Genomic DNA, 26,523 nt, shown 5'->3' on the forward strand with positions numbered 1-26,523 from the left:
CGTACACCGGGAACGGCACGCATCATTCGTCCTTGCGTTGGACGGACTCGATGAACCGCTGGAGCGTTCGGGCAGGAACTTCCCCCACAGCGGTCACCCAGGCGGTTTTGTGCACCTGCCGGCCCACCACTTGTGTGGCGCCCATACTGGCACTGCGCACAGATGCAGCATGGCGTGCCGCATCGAACGGCTCCACAAAGACGGAAAGCGTGGCCAAGCCGTCTGAGTAAATGCACTGCAATAGCGGGCCGGACGCCATGGCCATCACGTCTTTGCGATAGCAACCCTGGGAGACGAATCCGGTCACCGCCTTGCCCATGGTCCAGCCTTGCGCTTCGGCCGTCGTCCGCTGAAGAGGGACCTTTACGAGACGATACCCCTGCAAGTCCTCCATCATCTGTTCGATGCGCGACAGATCCGCCGGGACATCCAGATTCAGTTCCGAAAATGCCACCTGCTCCAGGAGCCGCCCCTCGCCGTCCAAGGTCTGCATCTTGACAACCAATCCAGACACACGATCCACCCAGATCTGGTAGCCGAATCGCCAGGCGTCACGGGGCTGGAATAAAAGCCGATCGGCATCCCTCCCGGCCACGCGCTCCTGCCCAAGCGCCCGCAGTGCGTAATGCTGCGAAGGATGGACACCCTTGGCGTCGGCAACACGCGGAAAAGCACCGGGCACGTCGCGCAGTTCGCTGCGTACCACACGGGCCTGCGGAAGGAAGGTGCGGACCTCCTCTTCGCGCCGGAAGACCACCCGTGGTGTTCCGCTCAGCGCCTCGACCCGCTCAATTTGCCGCGCACCCTCGCAGGCATGCCAGATCCGGGAACTGACCATGGCCCCATTGGAAGAAAGAACCACGAACGTGCCACGGTAGCTGCGAAACAGCGAAGCATGGTGCATGCGCGCAACCCACTCCGCCACGTCGCGTGGTTCGCCAGGGGTCGTTGGTGCGGGGCCTGACATGCAGTTCGCCGCAGCCACGCCACAGAGCATCAAACCGCCACACACCAACCACCATGACCGCAACCTGCGGCAGCACTGCATTACTCGCCACCGAATCACGCGCCTGGACTCCCTAGCCTAGACATTCCAACGATGAGCCCGACCCTTTAGCGCGCAGGCGCTTCAAACGTGGCGTTCCGCAGGAAGCCTGCCGGCATCTGCAGTGCAGTCGTGCTGCCAAACTGCTTGTGCGCCGCGAGCAACTCATCCAGACGCGGATCACGCAACATGACCTGTTGCCCATCAGGGCCGGCGGCTGTAGCCAGCAGAGCGGGCGCCGTGGCCGTCATGGCTGGCTGGGCCGCCGCCAACTGCGCGCCTGCCGCGCGGCCGTCACCTTCGGCGCCCAGATAAACACTCCATCCAACAGCCGCGATTGCGGCAAACGACGCGAACCCTGCCGCCACCTTCCAGCGGAACACTGCGGCGTTGGCTGCGTTGTCTTTCGTCTGCCCCGCCTTCATAGAGGCCACGTGACCTACTTCCACGGCCGCCAAACGGGGCGCCGGTTCGCGCGCCAGTTGCGTGCGCAGGCGGTCTACGAGTTCAAGGTCTCCCATACCCGCTGCTTCAGAACTGCGCAGGGTGTCACCTATCAAATGGTAGAGCTGCCACGTCGCCCTCCCCTCGGCGTTCGCGGCATAGGTGAGCGCGTGCGCAAATTCTTCGCCCTGCAACTCCCCATCGGCCAAAGCCGACAGCTGTTCTCGCATCATCATGTCGTCGTTCATGGTGTTTACTCGCCAAACCGCGCCATTGCCATTCACACGCCTACCACCGCTTGCCGGAGCGCTTCTCCAGCAAAGGCTTGACCCGCGCGGAAATTGCCTCGCGCGCACGGAAGATCCGCGAGCGCACCGTACCGATGGGGCATTCCATGGCTACGGCAATTTCCTCGTAACTCAACCCCTCGATCTCCCGCAGAGTCACGGCCTGCCGCAAATCCTCGGGCAATGCCTCCATGGCCGCATTGACAGCGGCAGCGATTTCCTGGGCCGCCAACACGGTTTCGGGGGTTTCGTCGCTGATTAGTTCACGATCCAGGAAGGAAGTTTCATCTTCGGAGTCGCTGCTGCCGCGAAGAGCGCTCTCCGTGACAACCGGATTGCGTTTCATGTCTACCAACGCCTTCTTGGCGGTGTTCACGGCGATGCGGTAGAGCCAGGTATAGAACTGTGCCTCTCCACGGAACTGGTGCAAGGCTCGGTAGGCACGCAGAAAGGTTTCCTGCGTGATGTCGGCTACCAGATCGGTATCGCGCACCATACGCCCCACCAGGCGCTCGATGCGCCGCTGGTATTTGATGACCAGAAGTTCATAAGCCCGCTGGTCCCCCGCGACGGTGCGCTCGACCAATCGCAGATCACTGTCGGCGGGCTCTTGGGGCGCGGGCGATGGGGTCGTCATGTCTTGTGGGATGCTCCGCCACCCTGCGGGGGTGGCATTCCGTCGGTTGTCTGCTTCGCGGGCGCGCCAGCCAGGGAGCCGCCACGGGCGCGCGAATATACCGCACGCCGCAGAGCCGGCCATTGGAGAGGGTCGCTCCTGCATTCCATCCACAGCCATTGCCGTGTGTGGGATGCCCCTTGCACGGAAAGCATCAGGATGGTCTGAAAGTCAAGATGCACCGCGGGTGACTGATCCACGGGCATACGTATGCCCGTTCGCCCAGTCTCCAACCACCATAGGCTGCCATCCCACACCAAAAAGCCTTCCGGCAGGCGGTGCCAGAAGCGCCAGGCCGCCGCCATACCCAACACCCAGGCCACAGCGCCAACCCAGGCGCGCATGGCCAGGTCGGGCTGACGTCCATGGGATAGCAACCAGACCGATAGACAGGCCATGCCGGCCAGCGCCAACACGACAAGGGTGCGGGCCACCACGAGCGAGCGGCCATAGGGGTAGCGAACGGCGGGAGCGTGCAAGGACTCACGCATGGCGGACGTTAGCCAAACACTGGTGAGGACGAGCCCGCCCGATGATCCAGAGACTCGCGGACGCGCCGGCCGCCGCGCCAGGCCCGATCAATCAGACGCGCCGAAACACCAGCGTTCCGTTGGTGCCACCAAAGCCAAAATTATTCTTGACTGCGATGTCGATCTTCATGTCCCGCGCCGTGTTGGCACAGTAGTCCAGATCGCACTCCGGATCCTGCTCGAAGATATTCGTGGTAGGAGGCACCTTCTGCTGGTGCAAAGCGAGTACGGTGAACACACTCTCAATGCCTCCCGCTCCACCAAGCAAATGCCCGGTCATCGATTTGGTCGAACTCACCACCATCTTCTTGGCATGGTCACCCAGTGCCGCCTTGATGGCATTGGTTTCGTTGAGATCCCCCAGCGGCGTGGACGTGCCGTGCGCATTGAGGTAATCCACCTCGTCGACATTCACGCCGGCATTGCGCAGTGCGGCAACCATGGCACGCCGCGGGCCATCCATATTGGGTGCCGTCATGTGCCCGGCGTCAGCGCTCATGCCATAGCCCAACACCTCGGCGTAGATGCGCGCGCCACGCGCCTTGGCGTGTTCGTACTCTTCCAGCACCAGAACCCCCGCACCCTCGCCGAGAACGAAGCCATCGCGGTCCTTATCCCAGGGGCGTGACGCCGTCTGCGGATCATCGTTGCGCGTGGACAGGGCACGCATGGCTGCGAAGCCGCCCACACCCAGGGGCGAGACGGTGGACTCCGTACCGCCAGCGACGATCACATCGGCATCCCCGTATTCGATCTTGCGGGCCGCTTCGCCGACGCAATGCAGGCCCGTGGTGCAGGCTGTGACCACCGATAGGTTCGGTCCCTTGAAGCCGAAGCGCATCGACACCTGGCCAGCCACCATGTTGATGATGGATGCAGGGACGAAAAACGGCGTGATGCGGCGCGGCCCCCGGTTGGTCAACTCCGCATGCGTGTTCTCGATCAGCGGCAGTCCGCCGATGCCGGAACCAATGATGCAGCCGATGCGGGTGGCCAATTCATCGTCCAGCGCCTCGCCCGTGGGCAGACCAGCGTCGCGCACTGCCTCTTCGGCCGCCGCGATACCGTAATGGATGAACGTATCCATCGTGCGCGCATCTTTGGCACTGATGAAGGAGTCCAGGTCAAAACCCTTGACCTCGCCAGCTATCTTGCAGGCAAAGTTCGTCGTATCGAACTTGGTGATGAGGTCTATGCCGGATTTCCCGGCGAGGATGTTGGCCCAGGCATCGGCCACCGTATTGCCAACGGGGGTGATGCAACCCAGGCCGGTCACGACAACGCGACGACGGCTCATGCGCTAAACCTTTGCTGATGGGATGCCGCGCCCCAGGGAGTGCGGGGCGGCAGCGACTTAGGCCTTCTGGTGGGTATTGGCGTAGTCGATGGCGTTTTGCACCGTCGTGATCTTCTCTGCGTCTTCGTCAGGGATCTCGATGCCGAACTCGTCTTCCAGCGCCATCACCAGTTCCACCGTGTCCAGCGAGTCGGCACCCAAATCTGCCACGAAGGCTTTTTCGTTGGTGACTTGGGACTCTTCAACGCCGAGTTGTTCGGCAATGATTTTTTTGACACGTGCTTCGATATCGCTCATGGTTTCCCTCAGGGGGTTGTGAATGAATCCGCGATTCTAGCCGCTCCGGGTAAAGCCCCGTAGCAGCCCGCCGTACGGACAAAGCGGCGTCAACTGACTTTAATTACATGTACATGCCGCCATTGACATGCAACTCCTGTCCCGTCACATAACCTGCACCAGCCGAGGCAAGGTAAGCCACGGCATGGGCGATGTCACTGGGCTGCCCCAATTCGCCCATGGCGATCTGGGATTTCAGCGCTTTTTTCTGCTCTTCCGGCAGATCGGCAGTCATGTCGGTGGCAATGAAACCCGGAGCCACGCAGTTCACCGTGATGCCGCGGCTGCCCAGTTCACGCGCCAATGCACGGGTCATACCTGCCACACCAGCCTTCGCGGCCGCGTAGTTGGCCTGTCCGGGGTTGCCCGATGCGCCCACCACGCTGGTGATACTGATGATGCGCCCAAAGCGCTGTTTCATCATGGGCCGAATAGCCGCACGACTAACGCGGAAAACGGCCTTGAGATTGGTGTCAAGCACGGCATCCCAGTCGTCGTCCTTCATGCGCATGGCCAGGGTGTCACGCGTGATGCCCGCGTTGTTCACCAGCACATGCAGGCCCCCATGCTCCTTGACGATGGCATCCACCAGCGCGTCCACGGCTGCGCCGTCGGTCACGTTCAGTTTGACGCCCTTGCCGCCGTAGGCCGCCAGGGCCTGGCCGATGCGCTGCGCGCCTTCATCTGTGGTGGCCGTACCAATCACGCGCAAGCCCCGCTGGCCGAGCTCGGCGGCAATGGCGGCTCCGATGCCGCGGGTGGCGCCGGTAACCAGCGCAATCTGGGGAGAGGCGGATTCACTCATGCCAGCAGTTCCTTGGTTTCGGCCAGCGTGGCCGGGTCAAACAGTGAGGCGCCAACCAGTTCGGGGTCGATGCGCTTGGTCATCCCGGCCAGCACCTTGCCGGGCCCGCATTCGATCACATGCGTCACGCCACGCGCCTTCAGCGCCTGCACACACTCCACCCAGCGCACCGGGCCGAAGGCCTGCCGATAGAGTGCATCGCGGATGGCATCTGCGTCTTGCTGCACCGCGACGTCCACATTGTTGACCACGGGAATGCGCGGAGCGCCCAGTTTCAGTGCAGCGAGCGCGGCACGCAGTTTTTCTGCGGCGGGCTTCATCAGGCTGGAGTGGAAGGGCGCCGACACCGGCAGTGGCAGTGCGCGCTTGGCGCCCGCTGCCTTGAGCACTTCGCAGGCTTTCTCCACGCCCGCCTTGGTACCCGCAATCACGGTCTGAGCGGGATCGTTGAAATTCACGGCTTCCACCACATCGGTGGAGCCAGCACCAAAGCTGGCCGTAGCCTCGGCGCAACCTGCGATCACCTTGGCTGACTCCAGCCCGAGGATGGCCGCCATGGCGCCTGCACCCACTGGCACGGCCTCCTGCATGGCGGCGGCACGCAGGCGCACCAGCGGGGCTGCCTGGGCCAGGCTCAAAACCCCCGAGGCCACCAACGCGGAGTATTCGCCCAGGGAGTGCCCGGCCACGGCAGCCGGCAGTGCCCCGCCCTCAGCGCACCACACGCGCCAAGCCGCAATCCCGGCCACCAGCATCACCGGCTGGGTGTTGGTGGTAAGGGCCAGCGCCTCCTTGGGCCCCGCATGAATCAACGCACCGACGTCTTCGCCGAGCGCCTCTGAAGCCTCGCGCAGCGTCTCGGCCACCACGGGATGGTCACCCCAAGCGTCCAGCATGCCCACCGACTGCGAGCCTTGGCCGGGGAACACAAATGCAAAAGTTTTCGACATGGTCAAACAGTTCAAGACAAAAGCGGCTCCAGCGCTTGCACAGCAAGCGCAAGCAGCTACATTTTCAGGAGCACCGCACCCCAGGTGAAGCCGCCGCCCACCCCTTCCAGCAGCACCGTCTGGCCCGGCTGGACCTGGCCATTGCGCACGCCATGGTCCAGTGCCAAGGGAATGGAGGCGGCCGACGTATTGCCGTGCTGATCCACCGTGACCACCACCTTGTCCATGGACAGCTTCAGCTTACGCGCCGTGCTCTGCATGATGCGAATGTTGGCCTGGTGGGGGATCAGCCAGTCGATATCGGCGTCGGTCATGCCCGCCTTGTCCAGCGTGGCCCGCGCCGCTTTCTCCAGCACGCCGACGGCCAGCTTGAAGACGGCCTGGCCATCCATCTTGAGCAAAGGGTCGCCCAGAATCTGGCCGCCGTAGACGTTGCCCGGCACGCAGAGGATGCCGACATGGCTGCCATCGGCATGCAGGTCGCTCGCAAGGATGCCGGGCGCTTCCGAGGCCTCCAGCACCACTGCGCCGGCGCCGTCGCCGAACAGTACACAGGTGGTGCGGTCGTTGAAATCCAGAATGCGGCTGAAGACCTCGGACCCCACGACCAGCGCGCGGCGCGCTCCCCCGGAGCGGATCATGGCATCGGCCACCGTGAGTGCATAGACGAAGCCGCTGCACACGGCCTGCACGTCGAAGGCGGGGCAGCCATTGGCACCCAGCTTGTTTTGCAGAATGCAGGCGGTGGAGGGAAACACCATGTCCGGTGTGGACGTGGCGACGATGATCAGGTCAAGATCTTGCGCCTGGCAACCGGCGGCCTCCAGCGCGCGGCGCGATGCCTCCAACGCCAGGTCGCTGCTGGTGACGTCCCGGTCGGCGAAATGGCGTGCGCGGATGCCCGTGCGCTCCACGATCCATTCATCGGAGGTCTCGATGCCCTGCTGCGCCAGCTGGGCCACCAGGTCATCATTGGTTACCCGGTGCGGCGGCAAATAGCTGCCGGTGCCGGTAATGCGTGAATAGCGTGTCATTGGGGGAGGCACGGCCGGTCAGGAAGCGGGCTGGGCGTCTGCGGCTGCCAGCAAAGGCGCCGCATGCGCAACCCGCGCGCGGACGCGGTCGAGCAGGTTGTTGCGGGCCGCATCATACGCCCGGATCAAAGCCTGCTCGAAAGCCAGCACGTCGGCCGAACCATGGCTCTTGAACACGAGCCCCCGCAGTCCGAGCAGGGCGGCACCGTTGTAACGCCGGTGATCCATGCGCCTCATGATGGCAGATAACACCGGATAAGCGACGATGGCAGCCATTTTCGTGAAAATGTTGCGCGAAAACTCCTGTTTGAGCGCTCCCGCAATCATCGATGCCACGCCCTCACTGGCCTTGAGTGCCACATTGCCAACGAAACCGTCACACACCACGATGTCCACAGTGCCCTTGAAGATGTCGTTGCCTTCCACATTACCGTGAAAGTTCAGGTCGCCGGATTTGGCCGCAGAACGCAGCAGTTCACCGGCTTTCTTGATGACATCGTTGCCCTTGATGACCTCTTCGCCAATGTTCAGCAATCCTACGAGCGGTTCATCGCGGTCCTGCAGCACCGACACCAACGCAGATCCCATGACAGCGAATTGCAGCAAATGCTCGGCCGTGCAATCGACATTCGCGCCCAGGTCCAGCACGGTGGTGGCACCGCCTTGCGCATTGGGCATCTGGGTGGCGATGGCGGGGCGGTCGATGCCGTCCAGCGTCTTGAGCAGATAGCGCGCGATGGCCATCAGCGCACCAGTGTTACCGGCGGAGATGGCCGCATGCGCCACGCCATCCTTGACTTGCTGGATGGCCACGCGCATGGAGGAGTCTTTCTTGCGACGCAGCGCGACCTCCACCGCATCGTCCATCGTGACCACCTCCGACGCCACGACATGCGTCACGCGCTCGTGTACCAGACCCTGCAGGCTGTCCTGCCCACCCACCAGAATCAGGCGTGCGTCAGGGTGATGCTCCAGGAACTGTCGGCACGCGGGAAGCGTGACGCTGGGGCCATGATCGCCCCCCATGCAGTCAACAGCCAGTGTGATCATCGGCAAATCGTCAAGCCGTCAGGCGGCCGTAAATAAATGGGCCATTTTGGCGCATGCCAAAACGACAAAGGCCCGCGCTACTTCTTTCGTAGCAGCGGGCCCGGAGGGTGCGCAGCCTGGATCAGGCTTCGGATTTGTTCTTCAGTACCTGACGGCCGCGGTAGAAGCCGTTGGGGCTGATGTGGTGGCGCATATGGGTTTCGCCGGTCGTGGGCTCCACGGCGATGCCAGGCACCGTCAGGGCATTGTGCGAACGGTGCATGCCGCGCTTGGAGGGAGACTTCTTGTTTTGCTGAACAGCCATGATCGGCTCCTAGGGTCTTGAAAGGGTTGGTGAAAAACGCGATCAGCCCATTGAAGACACGAGGGGATTCGCGCGAAGCCCTCGATTATATCTCAAATGGTTTTTGATCGAAACCGCCGAACGGGCCGTTTCTCAGGCGTCCGGATTGTCCTTGCGAAGCCCTGCCAGGGCTGCGAACGGATTGGGCTTGTCGGCACTGGCCTGCTCGAAGTCCTCGTCGCTGGAGGCCAGCGTGACATCTGTCGGGCATTCCTCATGGCGCGGCACCACCGGCAGGGCCATGAGCAGTTCGTCTTCGATCAGCTCGCGCAGATCGAACTCGCGGCTCAATGCCAGCAGATCCTCATCGCTGTCGCCATCCAGTGCCTCGGCGGTGGCTTCATCGGCCACGAAGCGGAATTCGCGCTCCACCTCCAGGGGCACGTCCACGGAATGCAGACAGCGCTGGCAGGTCATCGGCAAGGTGGCGCTGGCTTTCAGACGCAGCCAGACCTGGCCGCCCACGCCGTGCGTGGTGCGCACTTCGCCGTCCGCCGCCCAATCCACGCGCAAATCCGGGTGCAGCCCCTGCGCCTCCTCGGCCAGACGCTTGTATTTGAGCAGCGTGTCATGACCGGACAGGTGAGCGCCGGCCTGTGCAAAAGCCTTGACGTCCAGCCGGTCAGGGGAGTGTTCCTTGGTCATGCTGGGCAGTGTAAGAGAATCCAGGCATGCCGGATTTCTCCCCCCTGTCCCGCTCCCTGGTATTGGGATCGACCTCGCGCTACCGGCGCGAACTCCTGGCCCGACTGGGCCTGCCCTTCGACGTGGCTGCCCCCGCGGTGGACGAGACACCGCGGCCGGACGAAGCCCCGCGCGCGCTGGCACTGCGCCTGGCGCTGGCCAAGGCGCGCGCCGTGGCCAGCCTGCATCCGCAGGCCATCGTGATCGGCTCCGACCAAGTGGCAGACCTGGACGGCGAGCCGCTGGGCAAGCCCGGCAACCACGAACGCGCCACCGCCCAGTTGCGCCGCATGCGTGGCAAGACCGTGGTGTTCCACACCGCTGTGGCGGTGGTCTGCCAGGACTGCGGCTTCGAGCAGGTGGACCTGGCGCCGGTGCGGGTGCGCTTTCGTGACCTTTCGGACGACGAGATCGAGCGCTATCTGCGTGCCGAGCAGCCGTACGATTGCGCCGGAAGCGCCAAGAGCGAGGGCCTGGGCATCGCGTTACTCGACGCGATCGACAGCGACGACCCCACCGCCCTGATCGGGCTGCCCTTGATACGCACCTGCCGCATGCTGCGCGCCGCAGGGCTGGTGCTGCCATGAGCGAAAGCACTGCAACGGTTGGCTCGACCCCGGCTCGGGGCACCCTGTATCTGGTGCCCGCGCCGCTGGACTTCGGCTGCGAGAGCCAGGCGCCCCTGACCGAAGCCCTACCGGAGGGCACGTTGCGCCAGGCCGCACACCTCACCCATTGGATTTGCGAGAACGCCAAGAGCTGCCGCGCCTACCTCAAGCGCGTGGACGCGCTGCACCCGCTGGGGGCGCCGCTGCAGGCGCAGCAGATCACCGAACTGCCGCGCGAAGTGCACAAGAAGGGCGACCACGGCGCCCGGGGCCATGCATCGTTCGACGCACGTCCGCTGCTGGCGCCGGCATTGGCAGGGCACGACATGGGCCTGGTCAGCGAGGCGGGCATGCCCGCCGTCGCCGACCCCGGCAGCTCCGTGGTGCGCGCGGCGCATGACCTGGGGCTGCGCGTGGTACCGCTGGTGGGACCGGTGTCGCTATTGCTGGCACTGGCAGCCAGCGGACTCAACGGCCAGAACTTCGCCTTCGTGGGCTATCTGCCGCAGGACGCAGGCGAGCGCACCAAACGCCTGCGCGAGCTGGAAACTCTGGCCCACAAGCAGGGCCAGACACAGCTTTTCATCGAGACGCCTTACCGCAACGCCGCACTGTGGCAGGCGCTGCTGCAGGGGCTGCAGCCGCAGACCCGGCTGGCGCGCGCAAGCGGCCTGACGCTGGCCGATGCGCAAGTTGCCAGCCACACGGTGCGCGAATGGCGCCAACACACCGCCGGCACGCCGGACAACCGCGTACCCACGGTCTTCGCCATCGGTGCGTAGGCCGCACGTACGGCCCCGGTTGATTCAAAAATAATAGCTTGCAGCGCTTGATAGATAAGCGCTGGAGCCTGATTTAACCCAATATCAGCGCAGCTGCGGCAGCTGCAGCGCAGCCAGGCCCTTCACGGCGCCCATGCCTACCGCGGCGCCAAACTTCTTGGCCAGGCGCTCGGCCACGTTGTCACGGCGGGTGTAGTCGATCACGTCCTCGGCCTTGACCACCTCGCGCGCCACGTAGTCCAGGTTGCCCAGTTGGTCGGCCAGTCCCATCTCCACCGCCTGCTGGCCCGTCCAGAACAGGCCGCTGAAGGTTTCGGGCGTGACCTTGAGCCGGTCGCCCCGCCCCTGCTTCACCACGCCGATGAACTGCTGGTGGATCTGGTCGAGCATGGCCTGGGCGTATGCGCGCTGGGTTTCGGTCTGGGGGCTGAACGGATCGAGAAACCCCTTGTTCTCACCGGCGGTGAGCAGGCGGCGCTCCACCCCCAGCTTTTCCATGGTGCCGGTGAAGCCGAAGCCGTCCATCAGCACGCCGATGCTGCCCACGATGCTGGCCTTGTCCACGAAGATGCCGTCCGCCGCCGCCGCGATGTAGTAGGCCGCCGAGGCACAGGTTTCCTCGACCACGGCATAGACGGGCTTGTTGTACTTGGCCTTCAGGCGCACGATCTCGTCGTTGATGATCCCCGCCTGCACCGGACTGCCGCCCGGCGAGTTGATGAGCAGCACCACGGCCTGCGAACCCGCATCCTCGAATGCGCTGCGCATGGCGGCTACGACAAATTCGGCGCTGGCCTCGGCGCCCGCGGCGATCTCGCCCTTCACGTCCACCACGGCCGTATGCGGCGTGCTCTTGCTGGTGGCGGTCATTTCGCGCGAAAGCGCGGCCCAGATCACCGCGCCCGCCAACAGGACCCACGCCAGGCGCCAGAAGTTGCGCCAGCGGCGCGCCGCGCGCTGCTCGGCCAGGGTGCCGAGCACCAGCTTCTCCAGCGTCTCGCGCTCCCAGCCGGGGGCGGCTGCGGCCTTGCTCGCTTCATTTTTTGTGGCTTGTTGCGCCCACAGGTCGGGCGCTGCGGGCGGATTTCCCTCAAATCCCGTGGGTTCGGTGCGGTTGGGATCGGTCATGGAGTCAAAACTCTACGGTGTGCAGATGGAGGGCAGTATGCCAGCGCACCCGGCCCCCTTCCTCGGACAAGGAGATCTTCACCAGCCCGCCGCGGCACGGACCGCCAGCGCAGGCTCCCGTGTCGGGCTGGTAGGCCGCGCCATGCGTGGCACACAGCAGCCAGCGGCCGGTGTCGTCGAAAAACTGACCTTCCTGGTAGTCCATCTCCATCGGTACATGGGTACAGCGGTTCAGGTAGGCGTGCACGCGGCCCTGATAGCGGATGGCGAAAGCGCGGCAGATCTGGCCGCAGTAGCGCACGTCGAACGCCACGGCGCGGCCGCCATCCACCAGTGCCTCGCTGGGGCAGAGGTCGATGCGTTGCTCCACCGGAGTCGCCATTACGCGTGCTCCTGCAGCCAACGGTGCAGATCGGCCACGGACGAAGCCACGCACAGCGGCCCCAGTTCGGCAAAGCCCGCCGTGTCGTGCGCGCCATAGCCCACGCCCACGCTGGCACAGCCCGCGGCGCGGGCCATTTCGAGGTCGTGCGTGGTGTCGCCGATCATCAGCAGGCGCTCGGGCTCCACGCCGAACTCGGCCATCAGTTCCTGCAGCATCAGCGGGTGCGGTTTGCCGGCGGTTTCGTCCGCGGTGCGCGAACCGTCGAACATGCCGCGCAGTTGCACCTGGTGCAGCACCTGGTCCAGGCCGCGTCGGCTCTTGCCCGTGGCTACGGCCAGCAGGTGGCCGCGCGTGCGCAGGCCCTCCAGCATGGGCAGCACGCCGTCGAACAGGCTCAGGTCGTCCTGGTGCTGCAGGTAGTGGTAGCGGTAGCGGTTGCCCAACTCCGTATAGCGCTCGCGCGGCACGTCGGGGGCCGCATGGGCCAGGGCCTGCGGAAGCGCCATGCCGATCACCCAGGCGGCGGCTTCATCCGTAGGCACGGTGCCGCCCACATCGCGCACCGCATCCTGAATGCTGCGCACGATGATGGCGGTGGAGTCAAACAGCGTGCCATCCCAGTCGAAGGCAATGAGATCGAATCGGCGCGGGCGGAAATCAGGCATGTGCGGGGTCGTCGGAAAGGAAGGCGGTCAGTTCGGGCGGCAATTCGGCGCGCAATTCCAGGCGCTCGCCGCTGGCCGGGTGGTCAAACTGTAGCCGCCATGCGTGAAGGAACATGCGCTTCAAGCCTTGCTTCTGCAGGCGCCGGTTCAGGTCGAAGTCGCCGTACTTGTCGTCGCCCGCGATCGGGTGGCCCTGGGAGGACAGGTGCACGCGGATCTGGTGCGTGCGCCCGGTCTTGATGGTCACCTCCAGCAGGCTCATCGCCGGCAGGCCTTGCAAGGGGCGCGGCGCGAGCTGGCTGCGCACCTTGACCAGGGTGACGGAGCGCATGCCGTCCGGGTCGTCGGGCGTGGTCACGCGCACGCGGCGCTCGCCATCCTCCTGCAGGTATTTGTGCAGCGGCGTGTCGATGACCTTCTTGTTGCCGGGCCAGTGGCCGGTGACCAGCGCCAGATAGGTCTTGCCCGTCTCGCGCCCCCGGAACTGGTCCTGCAGATGTGTGAGCGCCGAGCGCTTCTTGGCCACCAGCAAAATGCCCGAGGTCTCCCGGTCCAGCCGGTGCACCAGTTCCAGGAAGCGCGCCTGCGGGCGCGCCTGGCGCAACTGCTCGATCACGCCAAAGCTCACGCCGCTGCCGCCGTGCACGGCCGTGCCGGCGGGCTTGTCGATGGCGATCAGGTGCTCGTCTTCCAGCAGGATGGGGAATTCGCGCGCGGGTGCGGGGCGCTCCGCCTTGTCCAGCACCTTGTCGGACACGCGCACGGGGGGCAGACGCACCAGGTCGCCCGGTGCCACGCGCGCGTCGGCGCTGGTGCGCCCCTTGTTCAGGCGAACCTCGCCGCTGCGGATGATGCGGTAGACGTGGGTCTTGGGCACGCCCTTCAGGTGGCGGATGAGGAAATTGTCGAGCCGCTGGCCCGCGGATTCGGCGTCGACCTCGACGATGCGGGCCGCCGGGGCTTCTGGCGAGGTGCGGCCAGCGGCCGGTTTGCCCCCTATAATGTGTTTCACCTGCGCGACGAATGTGTAAGTGGTTGATTTGTCTGGAGTTTAATGGACCCAGCCCGGCTCGGCGCGCAGCATGGTTGATGCCAACGGGCGTCATGCGCGCAGATTGCAGGCCGTTTGCCTGCGAGGTCCGCATGCCGGCCGTGCAGGCTGACAAATCGAAACACTGAATCTACGGAATCCCAAGCTGGCCGCGCACCCCACCCGGGCACTGCGGCCAGCGGATCAAAGCGAAAATCATGTGGGTGTTGCTGGCATGGATGGTGTCATTGTGGCGAGGGCGTCAGCCTTTGCCACGTGCACGCAAATCGCCACCAACACCCGCCGGTCAAGCGCCAATAGCTACATTTTTAGTAGCACGCCTGCGCGCTGACCGGCTCGCCCCCATCCACGCGCCACCACCCCGCCTGCTGAGTTAGCCAACCCAGCAGTCGTGGTGCATCCCGGCAATTCCCTCGTTTCGATGCGTCAGTCCAGGCATTTCCGGCTCGTGTAGAGCCTGTTTGGTTTGGAACCGGCGGTACGCGCCGCTGCAGCCCTGAGAGAGCGCTGCGCGCGGGCCGCCACGACACAACGAAAAGGAATTGCATCATGAAGCGGATGCTCATCAATGCCACGCAGCCCGAGGAGCGGCGCCTGGCCATCGTGGACGGCCAGAAGCTGCTGGACTACGAGATCGAGATCGAAGGGCGCGAGCAGCGCAAGGGCAACATCTACAAAGCCGTCGTCACGCGCGTGGAACCGTCGCTGGAGGCCTGCTTCGTTGACTATGGCGAAGACCGCCACGGCTTCCTGCCGTTCAAGGAAATCTCCAAACAGTATTTCGCCGAGGGCGTATCACCCAGCCAGGCCAGGATCCAGGACGTGATCAAGGAAGGCCAGGAGCTGATCGTCCAGGTCGAGAAGGAAGAGCGCGGCAACAAGGGCGCGGCCCTGACCACCTTCATCAGCCTGGCCGGCCGCTATGTGGTGCTGATGCCCAACAACCCGCGCGGCGGGGGCGTGTCGCGCCGCATCGAAGGCGAGGACCGCGCCGAGCTCAAGGAGGCGATGGACCAGCTGGAGTACCCCAAGGGCATGAGCATCATCGCGCGCACCGCCGGCATCGGCCGTTCCGCGCCCGAGTTGCAATGGGACCTGAACTACCTGCTCAAGCTGTGGACCGCCATCGATGGCGCCGCCAAGGCCGGCAAGGGCGCCTTCCTGATCTATCAGGAATCCAGCCTGGTGATCCGCGCCATCCGCGACTACTTCAACAGCGACATCGGTGACATCCTCATCGACACTGACGACATCTACGAGCAGGCGCACCAGTTCATGGCGCACGTCATGCCCGAGCATGCCGGCAAGGTCAAGCGCTACCGCGACGACGCACCGCTGTTCTCGCGCTTCCAGATCGAGCACCAGATCGAGTCCGCCTACGCGCGCACCGTGACCCTGCCCTCGGGCGGCGCCATCGTGATCGACCACACCGAGGCGCTGGTCAGCGTGGACGTGAACTCGGCACGCGCCATCAAGGGCGGCGACATCGAGGAAACCGCCACGCGCACCAACCTGGAGGCCGCCGACGAGGTGGCGCGCCAGATGCGCCTGCGCGACCTGGGCGGCCTGATCGTGATCGACTTCATCGACATGGAGGAGAGCAAGAACCGCCGCGAAGTGGAAAACCGCCTGCGCGACGCGCTGCGCCAGGACCGCGCGCGCGTGCAGTTCGGCACCATCAGCAAGTTCGGCCTCATGGAGATGAGCCGCCAGCGCCTGAAGCCCTCGCTGTCCGAAGGCGCACACATCCGCTGCCCGCTGTGCGACGGCACCGGCCACGTGCGCGACACGGAAGGCTTCTCGCTGCAGATGCTGCGCATGATCCAGGAAGAGTCCATGAAGGACAGCACCGCCGCCGTGCACTGCCAGGTGCCGGTGGAGGTGGCCAGTTTCCTGCTCAACGAAAAGCGCACCGAGATCGCCAAGATCGAACTCAAGCAGCGCGTCTCCGTGGTGGTGATCCCCAACAAGTCGCTGGAAACGCCGCACTACAAGCTGGAGCGCCTCAAGCACGACGACCCGCGCCTGGAAAACCTGGACGCCAGCTACAAGCTGGCCGACGTGGAGGAAGACCAGACCAAGGTCACGCGCCGCTCGCAGGAGCCCACCAACAAGCAGACGCCCGTGATCAAGGGCGTGTTGCCCGACGCACCGGCCCCTGTGGCCGAGCCGCGCCCCGAAGGCGCCGCCCGCGGCGCCACGCGCCCGCAGGGCCAGGGCCAGCAGCGCCCGGCAACGGCCCCCACGCCTGCGCCCCAGCGCCCGGCCGCCGCACCTGCGCCCGAGCAGGGCTTCTTCGCATGGATCAAGAGCCTGTTCGGCTTTGGCGCCGCACCCGCGCCCGCACCTGTGGCCGCCCCCGCGCAGACGCCCGCGGAACCCGGCGCACGCGGCGAAGGGCGTCGCGGTGAGCGCGGCGGTCGCCGTGGCGAACGCACTGGTGAACGCAGCGGCGAGCGTGGCGGTGAGCGCAATGGCAACCGCGAAGGCGGCGAAGGCCGCGGCCGCCGTGGCGAAGGCCGTGGCGGCGAGCGCAGCGCCGAGGGCCGCGAGAACCGCGAACCGCGTGAGCCACGCAATGGCCGCGACGGCGAACGCCGTGGCGAGCACGCGGAAGGCGAGAGCCGCCGCGAGCCGCGCGAAGGCCGTGGCGGCCGCGAGCGCGGTGAGCGCAACGCACAGCCGCCCGTGCAGTCTGCGGCCGACCTGGCCAACTCACCGGTCACGACCGATGCCGACGTGGCAGTGACCGAGGAGCGCACGGCACGCACCGGCGAGCGCGGTGAACGCCGCGAACGGGGTGAACGAGGCGAGCGCCGTGAGCGCGGTGGCGAGCGCCGCGAACGCGGCCCGCGCACCATCGACGCCAACGCCCCCGCCGCTGGCGCCGACTTTGCCGACACTGCGCCCCTGGCCGCATTGCCGGACATGGACCTGTCCGGCGCTGAAGTCGGTACGTCCGGCGCCGAGGCCCCCGCCGGCGAGGAGCGCCGCGAGCGCCGTTCGCGCGACCGCTATGGACGCGACCGCCGCGAACGTGGCGAGCGCGGCCCGCGCAATGCCGAGGCCAGCGCCACCGGGCCCGATGCCGAAGCGCCTGCCGCGCCGCTGATGGACCTGGACCTCCCCGCTCCCGCTGCGGCGGCCGAGGAAGACTCCGCCCCCGCACGCCGCAGCTATTTCGCCTCCGCTCCGGCATCTGCCCCGGCGGCAGCGCCGCAGGCCGCGCCCGAAGCCACGGCCGCAGTGACGCCACCCCCGGCCGCCGTGCCAGTCCCCGCACCGGCGCCCGCGCCCGTTGCAGCGGCACCTGTGCCCGCACCGGCTCCGGCTGCCACCGCGGTAGCGCCGGCAACCGGCGGCATGCCGCGCGTGCAGGCATTCACGCTGCCCGTGGACACGCTGCAGCAGGTGGCGCAGGCTTCGGGCCTGCAATGGGTGAATTCCGACGCCCAGAAGATCGCCGCCGCGCAGGCCGCGATTGCGGCCGAGCCCAAGCCCGTCCACGTGCCGCGCGAGCGTGCGCCCGTGGTGGTGCTGGATGAAGGTCCGCTGGTGCTGGTGGAAACCCGCCGCGACCTGGGTGCGATGCAGCTGCCGTTCGACCAGGACAACGCGGCCGCCTAAGCCCGCGCCATGGCAGAACACCGGGGGCGTCACGCCCCCGGTGGCGTTTTACGCTATCGATAAATGAGCTGCTGGCGCTTGATGGATAAGCCTTAGAGGCATATTCAGCTGATAGCCACGGCAGCTCGCACATTGGGAGTAATGACCGTGCTGTTCCTGCTGTCGCCCGCCAAGTCGCTGGACTACGACACCCCCCTGCCCGCCGGCCTGCCGCACACGCTGCCCGCGTTCGTGCCCGACGCACAGCGCCTGATCGCGGTGCTGCGCGAGAAGTCGCCGCAGGAAGTGGCCGCGCTGATGTCGATCAGCGACCCGCTGGCCGCCCTCAATGTGGCGCGCTATGCGGCCTGGCAGCCGCGCTTCACGGCCACCAACGCGCGCCAGGCCGTGATGGCCTTCAACGGCGACGTGTACGAGGGGCTGCAGGCGCAGACGCTCTCCCTCGAAGACCTGCAGTGGGCGCAGCAGCATGTCGCCATCCTGAGCGGCCTGTACGGTGTGCTGCGGCCGCTGGACCGCATGCAGCCCTACCGCCTGGAGATGGGCACGCGCCTGGCGACCGATGCCGGCGCCAACCTTTACCAGTTCTGGGGCGCGCGCATCGCCGAACACCTGAACCAGCGACTGGCCGCGGACGCCACGCCGGTGGTGGTCAACCTGGCTTCGCAGGAGTACTTCAAGTCCGTGGACCGCAAGGTGCTCAAGGCGCGCGTGATCGAATGCGTGTTCGAGGACAACAAGGCCGGCCAGTACAAGATCATCAGCTTCTACGCCAAGCGCGCGCGCGGCCTGATGGCGCGCTGGGCCATCCAGCAGCGCGCGGCCACCCCGCGGCGGCTGGAGGAATTCGACCTGGAAGGCTATGCTTTCCACCCGGCCTCGTCCCAGCCCGACCGGCTCGTGTTCCGCCGCCACGCCGCCGGCAGCTAGACGGGTTCCCCTCCTTTCCTGGAAGCCCCCCATGAACCACGCCGTCGAAACCGCGCACTATCCCGCCACCCAGGCCGTCGACCAGCCCTTCGAGGCCACCGTGCGCGAAGGCTGGGGCGTGTGGATCACGTTCATGCGCGAAGAATTCCTGAAAGCCACCTTCACCCGGCGCGCCGATGCGGAGGCGTTTGCCGCCCAGCACACGCATGGCGGCCAGCGGGGCCAGGTGCGGCGCATGTGGCTGCTGGTGAACGAGACGGCCGGCGAGGCTTATGCGCTCGCGTCCGACGGCGTGCAGCCGCTGCAGGGTGTAGACCTGGACTTTCGCCACCACCAGCGCCTGCAGACGCTGCGCAGCGACGTGCTGTCGCGCTTGAGCGATGCCGAACTGCAGGTGCTGGGCCTCAAGCGCACCTGAAACCCTTGCCCCGACGAAAGCCCATGCCAGATCACAGCTTCGCCTCCTCCCAGTCCGTTACGCCCGAGCTGCGCCAGTGGATCCTCGACCAGTCCGGCGCCGGCATCGCCACGCCCGCACTGATCGAGGCCATGCGCAACGCGGGCTGGGCCGATAGCGTTGCCGTGCGCGCGGTGGAGGAGGTACTGCGCGCGCATCTGGACGGCGCGGCGCAGCCGCAAGGCCTGCCGCCCGCCGTGCCGGTGCCCGAGCCCGACATCGCCGACGCGCCGCTCTTCATCGACGTGGGCGACCGCCAGGTCGAGGTGCTGATGTCGATGGCCCACCCGCGCGTGGTGCTGTTCGGCAACCTGCTGTCGCCCGAGGAATGCCAGGCCATCATCGATGCTGCACAGCCACGCATGGCGCGCTCGCTCACCGTGCAGACCACCACCGGCGGCGAAGAGGTGAACGCGGACCGCACCAGCGACGGCATGTTCTTTCAGCGCGGCGAGACGCCCGTGGTGCAGCGGCTGGAAGAGCGCATCGCCCGCCTGGTGCGCTGGCCCATCCAGAACGGCGAAGGCCTGCAGGTGCTGCACTACCGCCCCGGCGCGGAATACAAGCCGCACTACGACTACTTCGACCCCGACCAGCCCGGCACCTCCACCATCGTGCGCCGCGGCGGTCAGCGCGTGGCGACGCTGGTGATCTACCTGAACAACCCGCGCAAGGGCGGCGGCACCACCTTCCCCGACGTGCCCCTGGAGGTGGCGCCGCGCCAGGGTAATGCGGTGTTCTTCAGCTACGAGCGGCCCCACCCCAGCACGCGCACGCTGCACGGCGGCGCCTCGGTGATCGAGGGCGAGAAGTGGATCGCCACCAAATGGCTGCGCGAACGGGAATTCAAATGAAATGGGCCGCTAGCGCTTATTCGACAAGCGCTAGCAGCTATCCAATCCATAGCACACCATGAACACCCCGGAACACTCCCAGCTCGGCAAGGCCTCGGCCTATGCCGACCAGTACGACGCGTCGCTGCTGTTTCCCATCCCGCGCGCGGACAAGCGCGCCGAGATCGGCATCGACGGCAACGCCCCCTTCTTCGGCGCGGACCTGTGGACGGCGTTCGAGCTGTCCTGGCTCAACCTGCGCGGCAAGCCGCAGGTGGCCCTCGCCCACATCACCGTGCCCTGCGAGACGCCCCACATCGTCGAGAGCAAGTCGTTCAAGCTGTACCTGAACAGCTTCAACAACACCCGCTTTGCCAGCGAGGCCGAAGTGCGTGCGCGCATCCGCGCTGACGTGAGCGAGGCCGTGTGGCGCGGCGCCGAGCATCCCGGCACCGTGGGCGTGACGCTGCTGCTGCCCGAGGCCTTCGACCGCGAGCCCATCCACGAGCTGGACGGCCTGCTGCTGGACCGCCTGGACGTGGAATGCACGCGCTACCAGCCCGCGCCCGAGCTGCTGGCCGCACACCATGACGAGGCCCCGGTGACCGAGACGCTGGTGAGCCACCTGCTCAAGAGCAACTGCCTGGTGACCGGCCAGCCCGACTGGGGCAGCGTGCAGATCACCTACAGCGGCGCGCAGATCGACCAGGCCGGCCTGCTGCAGTACCTGGTGAGCTTTCGCAACCACAACGAATTCCACGAGCAGTGCGTGGAGCGCATCTTCATGGACATCTGGACGCGCTGCCGCCCCATCAAGCTGGCCGTGTACGCGCGCTACACACGCCGCGGCGGCCTGGACATCAACCCCCTGCGCACCAGCCACCCGCAGCAGCTGCCGCGCAACGTGCGCACCGCGCGGCAATAAAGCGGCAATCGCATGGCAGCAGCGCGCTCGTAGCAGCGCACGGCCCGGCACCGCCACGGCCCCATGCAGCCAGTAGCCGCGCGTGCCTTTTCACCGAAAGCGCCACGCGCTGGACGGCCCGTCAGCCCAGGCGGAACACATCCACGCTGCGGCCCAACGAGGTCACGCCTGCGCGCAGCGCCTGGGCCGCGGCGGCCGACTCCTCCACCAACGCGGCGTTCTGCTGCGTCACGCTGTCGAGCTGGACGATGGCCTCGTTCACCTGGCCGATGCCTTCGGACTGCTCGCGCGTGGCGGTCGTGATCTCCTGCACCTGGGTGCTCACGCGCCGCACCGCGTTCACCATCTCGTCGATGGTCCGGCCCGCCTGCGCCATGCGCCGGTTGCCATCGGCGATGCCATCCACCGTCTGGCCGATCAGGCCGCTGATCTCCTTGGCGGCGGTGGCACTGCGCTGCGCCAGCGCGCGCACCTCGCCCGCCACCACGGCAAAGCCGCGGCCCTGCTCGCCCGCGCGCGCGGCCTCCACCGCGGCGTTGAGTGCCAGCAGGTTGGTCTGGAAGGCAATGCTCTCGATCACGCCGATGATCTCGCCCATGCGCGCCGACGAGCGGCGGATGTGCTCCATGGACTGCGCCACCTCGGCGATGGCGGCGCCGCCGCGGCTGGCCACGGCCGTATTGCGCTCGCTCTCGCTCGCCATCTGCGCCGCCGCATCCGCCGTGTGGGCCACGGTGCTGGCCAGTTCCTCCATGGCGGCCGCAGTCTGCTGCAGGCTGCCGGCCTGCGCTTCGGTGCGCGCCGACAGTTCGCGTCCGCCCTGCGCCACCTGCGTGGCGGCGGCAGAAAAGCCCTGCACTTCGTTGCGCACATCGCCCACCACGGCGCGCAGGTTGATCTGGATCTGCACCAGACGGCGCATGAGCGCTCCCAGCGACGCCGAATAGTCGGTGCGCGCCGTGGTGGCCAGGTTGCAGCCCGCGATGTCGCCGGCAAACCGCTCGGCCTCCTCCAGCGCGGTCGAGAAGTGGCGGTGAATGTAGTTCAGCATGACGCCCGCGCCCAGCCCCAGCGCGGCAGCCCGCCACGCCACGGCCGCCCAGCCCGCAAGGCCCAGCACGTCGGGCAACAGTACGGCGATGGACAGCACCGCCAACGTAAGGGCCATGTGTGCCGTAAGGCCCAGGCGTACCAGGCGCTCCACCCAGCCGCGTGGGCCGGCGTGCAGCAACTCGCCCTCGCGCAGCACCAGCGTGACGCGGCCGGACTGGGCCTCGGCGCGCATGCGCGCATACAGTCGGCCGCGGCCACCTCGTCGGCCGATGGCTTCACCCGCACCGACATGTAGCCCACGGGCTTGCCGCGTTCCAGCACCGGCACCACGTTGGCGCGCACCCAGTAGTGGTCGCCGTTCTTGCGGCGGTTCTTGACCAGCCCCGTCCAGGGCTTGCCGCGGCCGATGGTGGACCACAGGTCCTTGAAGGCCGCCGGGGGCATGTCGGGATGGCGGACGAGGTTGTGCGGCTGGCCCATGAGTTCTTCATGGGAATAGCCGCTCACCCGTGCGAACGCGGGATTGCAGTGGGTGATTTCACCCCGGGTATTGGTGAGAGACACCAGCAACTCATCGGCGGGATAGTCATACCCGCGGCCCCGTGACCGGGACGTTCACACGCATGCAGAACCTCTGAAAGGACGAACGGCCCCTCTGCGGGGCCGTCAGGAATGTGAGTAAACGAGTGTAACTTTTATGAATTACCCCCTAGATTTACGTCAAGCAAATTCGCACCAACATGGTGCGACATCCCGACCCCATCAGAACAACGGCGCGCTTTCGCCCCAACCCGCCGCCTGCTGGGCAACGGCTGCCTGGGGCAGCAGGTTGCCCACGCGCACGCCCAGCAGGCGCAGGCGCTTGGTCAAGGGCACGCGTTTGAGGCACAGGCCCGCCACGCGGCGGATGGTGGCCGCGTCCTGGGTGAAGTCCGCCACCGTCTGGTCGCGAGTGGCGATCTTGAAGTCGTCGTAGCGCAGCTTGATGCCGATGGTGCGGCCCGCGTAGCCCTTGCGCTGCAGGTCCCCCGCCACCTGCTCGCACAGTGCGGTGAAGATGCGGCCCAGTTCGGCCCGGTCGTGCACCGCGTGCAGGTCGCGCTCAAAGGTGGTTTCGCGGCTCATGGAGACGGGCTCGCTCTCGGTCACCACCGCGCGCTCGTCGCGCCCCCAGGCCGCGTCGTGCAGCCAGGCACCGTAGGAACGCCCGAACTGCTGCATCAGCCACGGCAGCGGCCGCTGGGCCAGTTCGCCAATGGTGCGGATGCCGTGGGCGAGCAGCCTGGCCTCGGCCTTGGGGCCCACGCCGTTGATCTTGCGGCAGTCCAGCGGCCAGATCAGGTCTTGCAGGTCGCCTGGCTGCACGATGGAGATGCCATTGGGCTTGTTGAACTCGCTCGCCATCTTGGCGATGAGCTTGTTGGGCGCCACGCCGATCGAGCAGGTCAGCCCCGTGGCGTCGAAGATGCTCTTCTGGATCAGCCGCGCCAGCACCCGCCCGCCGTCGCGCTGGCCGCCCGCTACTCGCGTAAAGTCGATGTACACCTCGTCCACGCCGCGGTCTTCCATGACCGGCGCGATGGAGAGGATTACCTCTTTGAAAAGCCTGGAGTAGCGACGGTAGGCAGCAAAGTCCACCGGCAGCAGCACGGCCTGCGGACACAGGCGCGCGGCCTTCATCAGCCCCATGGCCGAGCCCACGCCGAACTGGCGCGCCGCATAGGTGGCGGTGGTGATCACACCGCGGCCCGCGTAGTCCTTCAGCAGCGCAAACGCCGCCACCGGAATATCCCCCGGCCGCCCGGCGTAGGCAGCGGCCAGCGCTTCGTCCTGCGGGCGGCGGCCGCCGCCGATCACCACGGGCAGCCCCTTGAGCTGCGGGTAGCGCAGCAGTTCGACGGAGGCGTAGAACGCATCCATGTCGAGGTGGGCGATGCGGCGATCAGAGGCAGTAGCGGTCACGGCCGCAATTGTCGCGCGCTGCGCGAGTCGTGCCGCCTAGGAAACTGGCGCGCCCCCCGGCGTGGGCCACCGCGCAAGGGCCGCCCCGCCGCGCTGGTGGCGTCCCCCTGCCCGCATTGCGCGGCAATGCGAGAGCGGGGGGAAGGCGCGAAGCGACTCAGGGGATGTTTCTCTTCACACGCCCTGTAGGCAGGTCAGCACCAACCCCACCAGCATCAACGCCATGCCGATCTTCTCGGGCCGCGTGAAGGACTCGCTGAACAGGCGGCGCGATACCAGGTAGCTGAACACCACCTCCACCATGCCCAGCGTGCGCACGGCGCCCGTGGTCTGCATGGCGTAGGCGGTGAACCACGCCAGCGACGCGGCCGCACCCATGCTGCCCGCCACCAGCGACATGCGCCACGCCGGCCACAGCGGCGCCAGGCCCCGCTCGTTCTTGAGCGCCACCCAGGCGCCCAGGCCCAGCGTCTGCAGCGTCTGCGCGATCAGCACGCCCCAGGCGCCCGACAGCCACGGCGTCTCGGCCCCTAGCGCCAGCGCCCCGCCGCGAAAACCCACCGAGGCGATCGCAAAGCTGGCGCCGCAGGCCAGGCCATAGAGGGCCGGGCGGCTCAGCCAGGCCGCAGGCGACAGCAGCTGTCCGCGCGGGGGCAGCGACAGCAGCAGCACGCCCAGCGTGGCCACCACCATCGCCAGCAGCGCGAGCGGCGTGGGCAGTTCGTGCAGGAACACGCTGGCGAACAGCGCCACCTGCAGCACCTCGGTCTTGGACAGGGTCACGGCCACGGCGAAGTTGCGCTCGGCCATGGCCAGCAGCAGGAAGGCCGTGCCCGCGATCTGGAAGAACGCGCCCAGCGCGATCCAGCCCAGGTAGGCGGCGCTGAAATGCGGCACGGCCGGCGGCTGCGCGGGCCAGGCGTACAGCAACGCCAGCCACACGCCGGCAAACGGCAGGCCGTAGAGAAAGCGCACCAGCGTGGCGGGCAGCGTGCCCAGCTCGGCGGTCAGGGAGCGCTGCGCGGTGTTGCGCACGGTCTGCGCCAGCGCGGCAAACAGCACCACGGGCACCCAGAGCCAGGGTGCAACGGCGGTCAGGGAGGAGGTCATGCGCCGCCGAGCATAGCCAGCGCCATCGCCGCGCAGCCCCTGCGATTGGCGAGGGGCGCCTCAGCCCATGGCGATGGCCATCCTGAATACCCGACGCCAAATCGGCCGCCAGCGCTTATCTACCAAGCGCCAGCAGCTATTAAGACAATAGTACGCGTCAGCTCTGCGGCGCGGTGGGATAGGTGCCGGGCACGAGGATGGAGCGGTCCACGTTCTGGATGTTGGTGTGGCCGCAGAAGGCCATGGTCACGTCCAGCTCCTTGTGGATGATCTGCAGCGCCTTGGTCACGCCCGCCTCGCCGAATGCGCCCAGGCCGTACACCATGGCGCGGCCGATCATGGTGCCGCGCGCTCCCAGCGCCCAGGCCTTGAGCACGTCCTGGCCGCTGCGGATGCCGCTGTCCATCCACACCTCGGTCTGCGAGCCCACGGCATCCACGATGGCTGGCAGCGCGTGGATGGCGGACGGCGCGCCGTCCAGCTGGCGCCCGCCGTGGTTGCTGACCACGATGGCGTCGGCGCCGTGCTGCACGGCCAGGCGCGCGTCCTCCTCGACCATGATGCCCTTGAGGATCAGCTTGCCGCCCCACTGCTCCTTCACCCAGGCCACGTCGGCCCAGGACAGGCGCGGGTCGAACTGCTCGTTGGTCCAGGCGGCCAGCGAACTCATGTCCGACACGCCCTTCACATGCCCCACCAGGTTGCGGAAGGTGCGCCGGCGCGTGCCGGCCATGCCCAGGCACCACTGGGGCTTGGTCATGAGGTTGATGATGTTGGCCAGCGTGGGCTTCGGCGGCGCGGTCAGGCCGTTCTTGATGTCCTTGTGGCGCTGGCCGATCACCTGCAGGTCCAATGTGAGCACCAGGGCACTGCACTTGGCGTCCTTGGCGCGCTGGATCATGCGGGCCATGGCATCGCGGTCGCGCATCATGTACAGCTGGAACCAGAACGGCGCGCTGGTGTTCTCGGCAATGTCCTCGATGGAGCAGATGCTCATCGTGGACAGCGTGAACGGAATGCCGAACTTCTCGGCCGCGCGCGCGGCGTGGATCTCGCCGTCGGCATGCTGCATGCCCGTGAGCCCCACGGGCGCGATGCACACGGGCATCTTGGCCTGCTGCCCCACCAGCGTGGTGGCCGTGGTACGCCCTTCCATGTTCACCGCCACGCGCTGGCGCAGCTTGATGGGGTGGAAATCGTCTTCGTTGGCGCGGTAGGTGCCCTCGGTCCAGGCGCCCGAGTCGGCGTAGTCATAGAACATGCGCGGCACGCGGCGTTCAGCGACCACGCGCAGGTCTTCGATGCAGGTGATTTTGGACAGGTCGGCCACGGCAAATCCCTCGGGCTGTGCGAGCATGCCGCGCCTGGAGCGCCAGCGAATGGCCGGTGCCTTCCCAGTCCGGCAGGCTCTTGGTGAGTGCGTTGACGGAAAAGCGTGGATCGTAGTCCCAGCCCGGCGCCGCGTGCTTGAAGGATTTGAGCGCGCTGTGAAAATTTTGCAGCGCGGGCGCGGGCGCGGGCACCAG

General features: G+C 66.7%; 25 protein-coding genes and 1 pseudogene. 7 read left to right on the top strand and 19 right to left on the bottom strand.

Going from position 1 to position 26,523, the window contains the following annotated elements; all coding sequences use genetic code 11:
• Nucleotides 1-22: 22 nt before the first annotated feature.
• From PCQ86_RS15030 to PCQ86_RS15080, 11 genes are all read right to left on the bottom strand, one after another.
• Nucleotides 23-1,048, bottom strand: a complete 1,026-nt coding sequence (locus PCQ86_RS15030; RefSeq protein WP_270174108.1) for a MucB/RseB C-terminal domain-containing protein — start codon at nucleotides 1,046-1,048, stop codon at nucleotides 23-25.
• Between the two features lie 65 nt (nucleotides 1,049-1,113).
• Nucleotides 1,114-1,737 (bottom strand): sigma-E factor negative regulatory protein, encoded by a 624-nt coding sequence (locus tag PCQ86_RS15035; RefSeq protein ID WP_270174109.1) that lies wholly within the window; start codon nucleotides 1,735-1,737, stop codon nucleotides 1,114-1,116.
• Between the two features lie 40 nt (nucleotides 1,738-1,777).
• Nucleotides 1,778-2,413, bottom strand: coding sequence for an RNA polymerase sigma factor RpoE (gene rpoE / locus PCQ86_RS15040; RefSeq protein WP_103737424.1), 636 nt, complete (start codon nucleotides 2,411-2,413; stop codon nucleotides 1,778-1,780).
• 621 nt (nucleotides 2,414-3,034) lie between these two features.
• Nucleotides 3,035-4,279, bottom strand: a complete 1,245-nt coding sequence (gene fabF / locus PCQ86_RS15045) for a beta-ketoacyl-ACP synthase II (RefSeq protein WP_270174110.1) — start codon at nucleotides 4,277-4,279, stop codon at nucleotides 3,035-3,037.
• A gap of 57 nt (nucleotides 4,280-4,336) precedes the next feature.
• Nucleotides 4,337-4,576, bottom strand: coding sequence for an acyl carrier protein (acpP, locus tag PCQ86_RS15050; protein ID WP_003058049.1), 240 nt, complete (start codon nucleotides 4,574-4,576; stop codon nucleotides 4,337-4,339).
• A gap of 103 nt (nucleotides 4,577-4,679) precedes the next feature.
• Nucleotides 4,680-5,420: a 3-oxoacyl-ACP reductase FabG gene (gene fabG / locus PCQ86_RS15055; RefSeq protein ID WP_270174111.1), complete on the bottom strand. Its 741-nt coding sequence runs from the start codon at nucleotides 5,418-5,420 to the stop codon at nucleotides 4,680-4,682.
• A complete protein-coding gene (fabD, locus tag PCQ86_RS15060) occupies nucleotides 5,417-6,370 on the bottom strand; it encodes an ACP S-malonyltransferase (RefSeq protein WP_270174112.1) in 954 nt (317 codons plus the stop codon). The genes fabG and fabD overlap by 4 nt, the downstream gene beginning before the upstream one ends.
• A gap of 56 nt (nucleotides 6,371-6,426) precedes the next feature.
• Nucleotides 6,427-7,404: a beta-ketoacyl-ACP synthase III gene (locus PCQ86_RS15065; protein ID WP_011806400.1), complete on the bottom strand. Its 978-nt coding sequence runs from the start codon at nucleotides 7,402-7,404 to the stop codon at nucleotides 6,427-6,429.
• Between the two features lie 18 nt (nucleotides 7,405-7,422).
• On the bottom strand, nucleotides 7,423-8,454 hold the full coding sequence (plsX, locus tag PCQ86_RS15070) for a phosphate acyltransferase PlsX (protein ID WP_270174113.1): 1,032 nt from the start codon (nucleotides 8,452-8,454) through the stop codon (nucleotides 7,423-7,425).
• A 121-nt stretch (nucleotides 8,455-8,575) separates the two neighbouring features.
• Nucleotides 8,576-8,758, bottom strand: coding sequence for a 50S ribosomal protein L32 (rpmF, locus tag PCQ86_RS15075; protein ID WP_011806402.1), 183 nt, complete (start codon nucleotides 8,756-8,758; stop codon nucleotides 8,576-8,578).
• 132 nt (nucleotides 8,759-8,890) lie between these two features.
• The gene (locus PCQ86_RS15080; RefSeq protein ID WP_015913981.1) at nucleotides 8,891-9,442 is read right to left on the bottom strand and encodes a YceD family protein; all 552 of its coding nucleotides are present in this window, start codon (nucleotides 9,440-9,442) and stop codon (nucleotides 8,891-8,893) included.
• A gap of 26 nt (nucleotides 9,443-9,468) precedes the next feature.
• On the opposite strand from PCQ86_RS15080, the gene PCQ86_RS15085 reads away from it, so the two are divergent.
• Both PCQ86_RS15085 and PCQ86_RS15090 read left to right on the top strand, forming a co-directional pair.
• A complete protein-coding gene (locus PCQ86_RS15085) occupies nucleotides 9,469-10,068 on the top strand; it encodes a Maf family nucleotide pyrophosphatase (RefSeq protein WP_220637813.1) in 600 nt (199 codons plus the stop codon).
• Nucleotides 10,065-10,871, top strand: coding sequence for an SAM-dependent methyltransferase (locus PCQ86_RS15090; protein WP_270174114.1), 807 nt, complete (start codon nucleotides 10,065-10,067; stop codon nucleotides 10,869-10,871). The genes PCQ86_RS15085 and PCQ86_RS15090 overlap by 4 nt, the downstream gene beginning before the upstream one ends.
• An 84-nt stretch (nucleotides 10,872-10,955) precedes the next feature.
• Here PCQ86_RS15090 and PCQ86_RS15095 read toward each other — a convergent pair whose 3' ends face one another.
• Genes PCQ86_RS15095 through PCQ86_RS15110 form a run of 4 tightly spaced genes read right to left on the bottom strand, consistent with a single transcriptional unit; the run spans nucleotide 10,956 to nucleotide 14,061 of the window.
• Complete coding sequence (locus tag PCQ86_RS15095; RefSeq protein WP_047351569.1) at nucleotides 10,956-11,999, bottom strand: S49 family peptidase; 1,044 nt, start codon at nucleotides 11,997-11,999, stop codon at nucleotides 10,956-10,958.
• 4 nt (nucleotides 12,000-12,003) lie between these two features.
• Nucleotides 12,004-12,381 carry a Rieske (2Fe-2S) protein gene (locus tag PCQ86_RS15100; protein ID WP_047351570.1) on the bottom strand — a complete coding sequence of 126 codons (378 nt, stop codon included), beginning with the start codon at nucleotides 12,379-12,381 and terminating at the stop codon, nucleotides 12,004-12,006.
• The gene (locus tag PCQ86_RS15105) at nucleotides 12,381-13,049 is read right to left on the bottom strand and encodes an HAD family hydrolase (RefSeq protein ID WP_103737418.1); all 669 of its coding nucleotides are present in this window, start codon (nucleotides 13,047-13,049) and stop codon (nucleotides 12,381-12,383) included. The genes PCQ86_RS15100 and PCQ86_RS15105 overlap by 1 nt, the downstream gene beginning before the upstream one ends.
• A complete protein-coding gene (locus PCQ86_RS15110; RefSeq protein WP_270174115.1) occupies nucleotides 13,042-14,061 on the bottom strand; it encodes an RluA family pseudouridine synthase in 1,020 nt (339 codons plus the stop codon). The genes PCQ86_RS15105 and PCQ86_RS15110 overlap by 8 nt, the downstream gene beginning before the upstream one ends.
• Nucleotides 14,062-14,649: 588 nt before the next feature.
• Here PCQ86_RS15110 and PCQ86_RS15115 point away from each other — a divergent pair.
• The 5 genes from PCQ86_RS15115 to queF all read left to right on the top strand — a co-directional run bounded on the left by PCQ86_RS15115 (nucleotide 14,650) and on the right by queF (nucleotide 20,872).
• Entirely contained in the window at nucleotides 14,650-17,727 is a 3,078-nt protein-coding gene (locus PCQ86_RS15115) for an Rne/Rng family ribonuclease (RefSeq protein WP_270174116.1), read from the top strand.
• 147 nt (nucleotides 17,728-17,874) lie between these two features.
• Nucleotides 17,875-18,657: a peroxide stress protein YaaA gene (gene yaaA / locus PCQ86_RS15120; protein WP_270175453.1), complete on the top strand. Its 783-nt coding sequence runs from the start codon at nucleotides 17,875-17,877 to the stop codon at nucleotides 18,655-18,657.
• Between the two features lie 31 nt (nucleotides 18,658-18,688).
• Entirely contained in the window at nucleotides 18,689-19,075 is a 387-nt protein-coding gene (locus PCQ86_RS15125; protein WP_011806411.1) for a hypothetical protein, read from the top strand.
• Nucleotides 19,076-19,098: 23 nt separating this feature from the next.
• Nucleotides 19,099-19,968, top strand: coding sequence for a 2OG-Fe(II) oxygenase (locus PCQ86_RS15130; protein WP_270174117.1), 870 nt, complete (start codon nucleotides 19,099-19,101; stop codon nucleotides 19,966-19,968).
• A gap of 58 nt (nucleotides 19,969-20,026) precedes the next feature.
• Entirely contained in the window at nucleotides 20,027-20,872 is an 846-nt protein-coding gene (gene queF, locus PCQ86_RS15135; RefSeq protein ID WP_270174118.1) for an NADPH-dependent 7-cyano-7-deazaguanine reductase QueF, read from the top strand.
• Nucleotides 20,873-20,993: 121 nt separating this feature from the next.
• On the opposite strand, the pseudogene PCQ86_RS15140 reads toward queF, so the two are convergent.
• The 4 genes and pseudogenes from PCQ86_RS15140 to PCQ86_RS15155 form a co-directional block, all read right to left on the bottom strand.
• Nucleotides 20,994-22,550: pseudogene (locus PCQ86_RS15140) on the bottom strand (methyl-accepting chemotaxis protein).
• Nucleotides 22,551-22,687: 137 nt separating this feature from the next.
• Nucleotides 22,688-23,845 carry a DNA polymerase IV gene (gene dinB / locus PCQ86_RS15145; protein WP_270175454.1) on the bottom strand — a complete coding sequence of 386 codons (1,158 nt, stop codon included), beginning with the start codon at nucleotides 23,843-23,845 and terminating at the stop codon, nucleotides 22,688-22,690.
• Between the two features lie 216 nt (nucleotides 23,846-24,061).
• On the bottom strand, nucleotides 24,062-24,997 hold the full coding sequence (locus PCQ86_RS15150) for a DMT family transporter (protein WP_196995771.1): 936 nt from the start codon (nucleotides 24,995-24,997) through the stop codon (nucleotides 24,062-24,064).
• Between the two features lie 157 nt (nucleotides 24,998-25,154).
• Nucleotides 25,155-26,354 carry an alpha-hydroxy acid oxidase gene (locus PCQ86_RS15155; protein WP_270174119.1) on the bottom strand — a complete coding sequence of 400 codons (1,200 nt, stop codon included), beginning with the start codon at nucleotides 26,352-26,354 and terminating at the stop codon, nucleotides 25,155-25,157.
• Between the last annotated feature and the right edge of the window lie 169 nt (nucleotides 26,355-26,523).

Source organism: Diaphorobacter sp. ED-3, from assembly GCF_027625375.1.
GTDB classification, from domain to species: Bacteria; Pseudomonadota; Gammaproteobacteria; order Burkholderiales; family Burkholderiaceae_C; genus Diaphorobacter; species Diaphorobacter nitroreducens.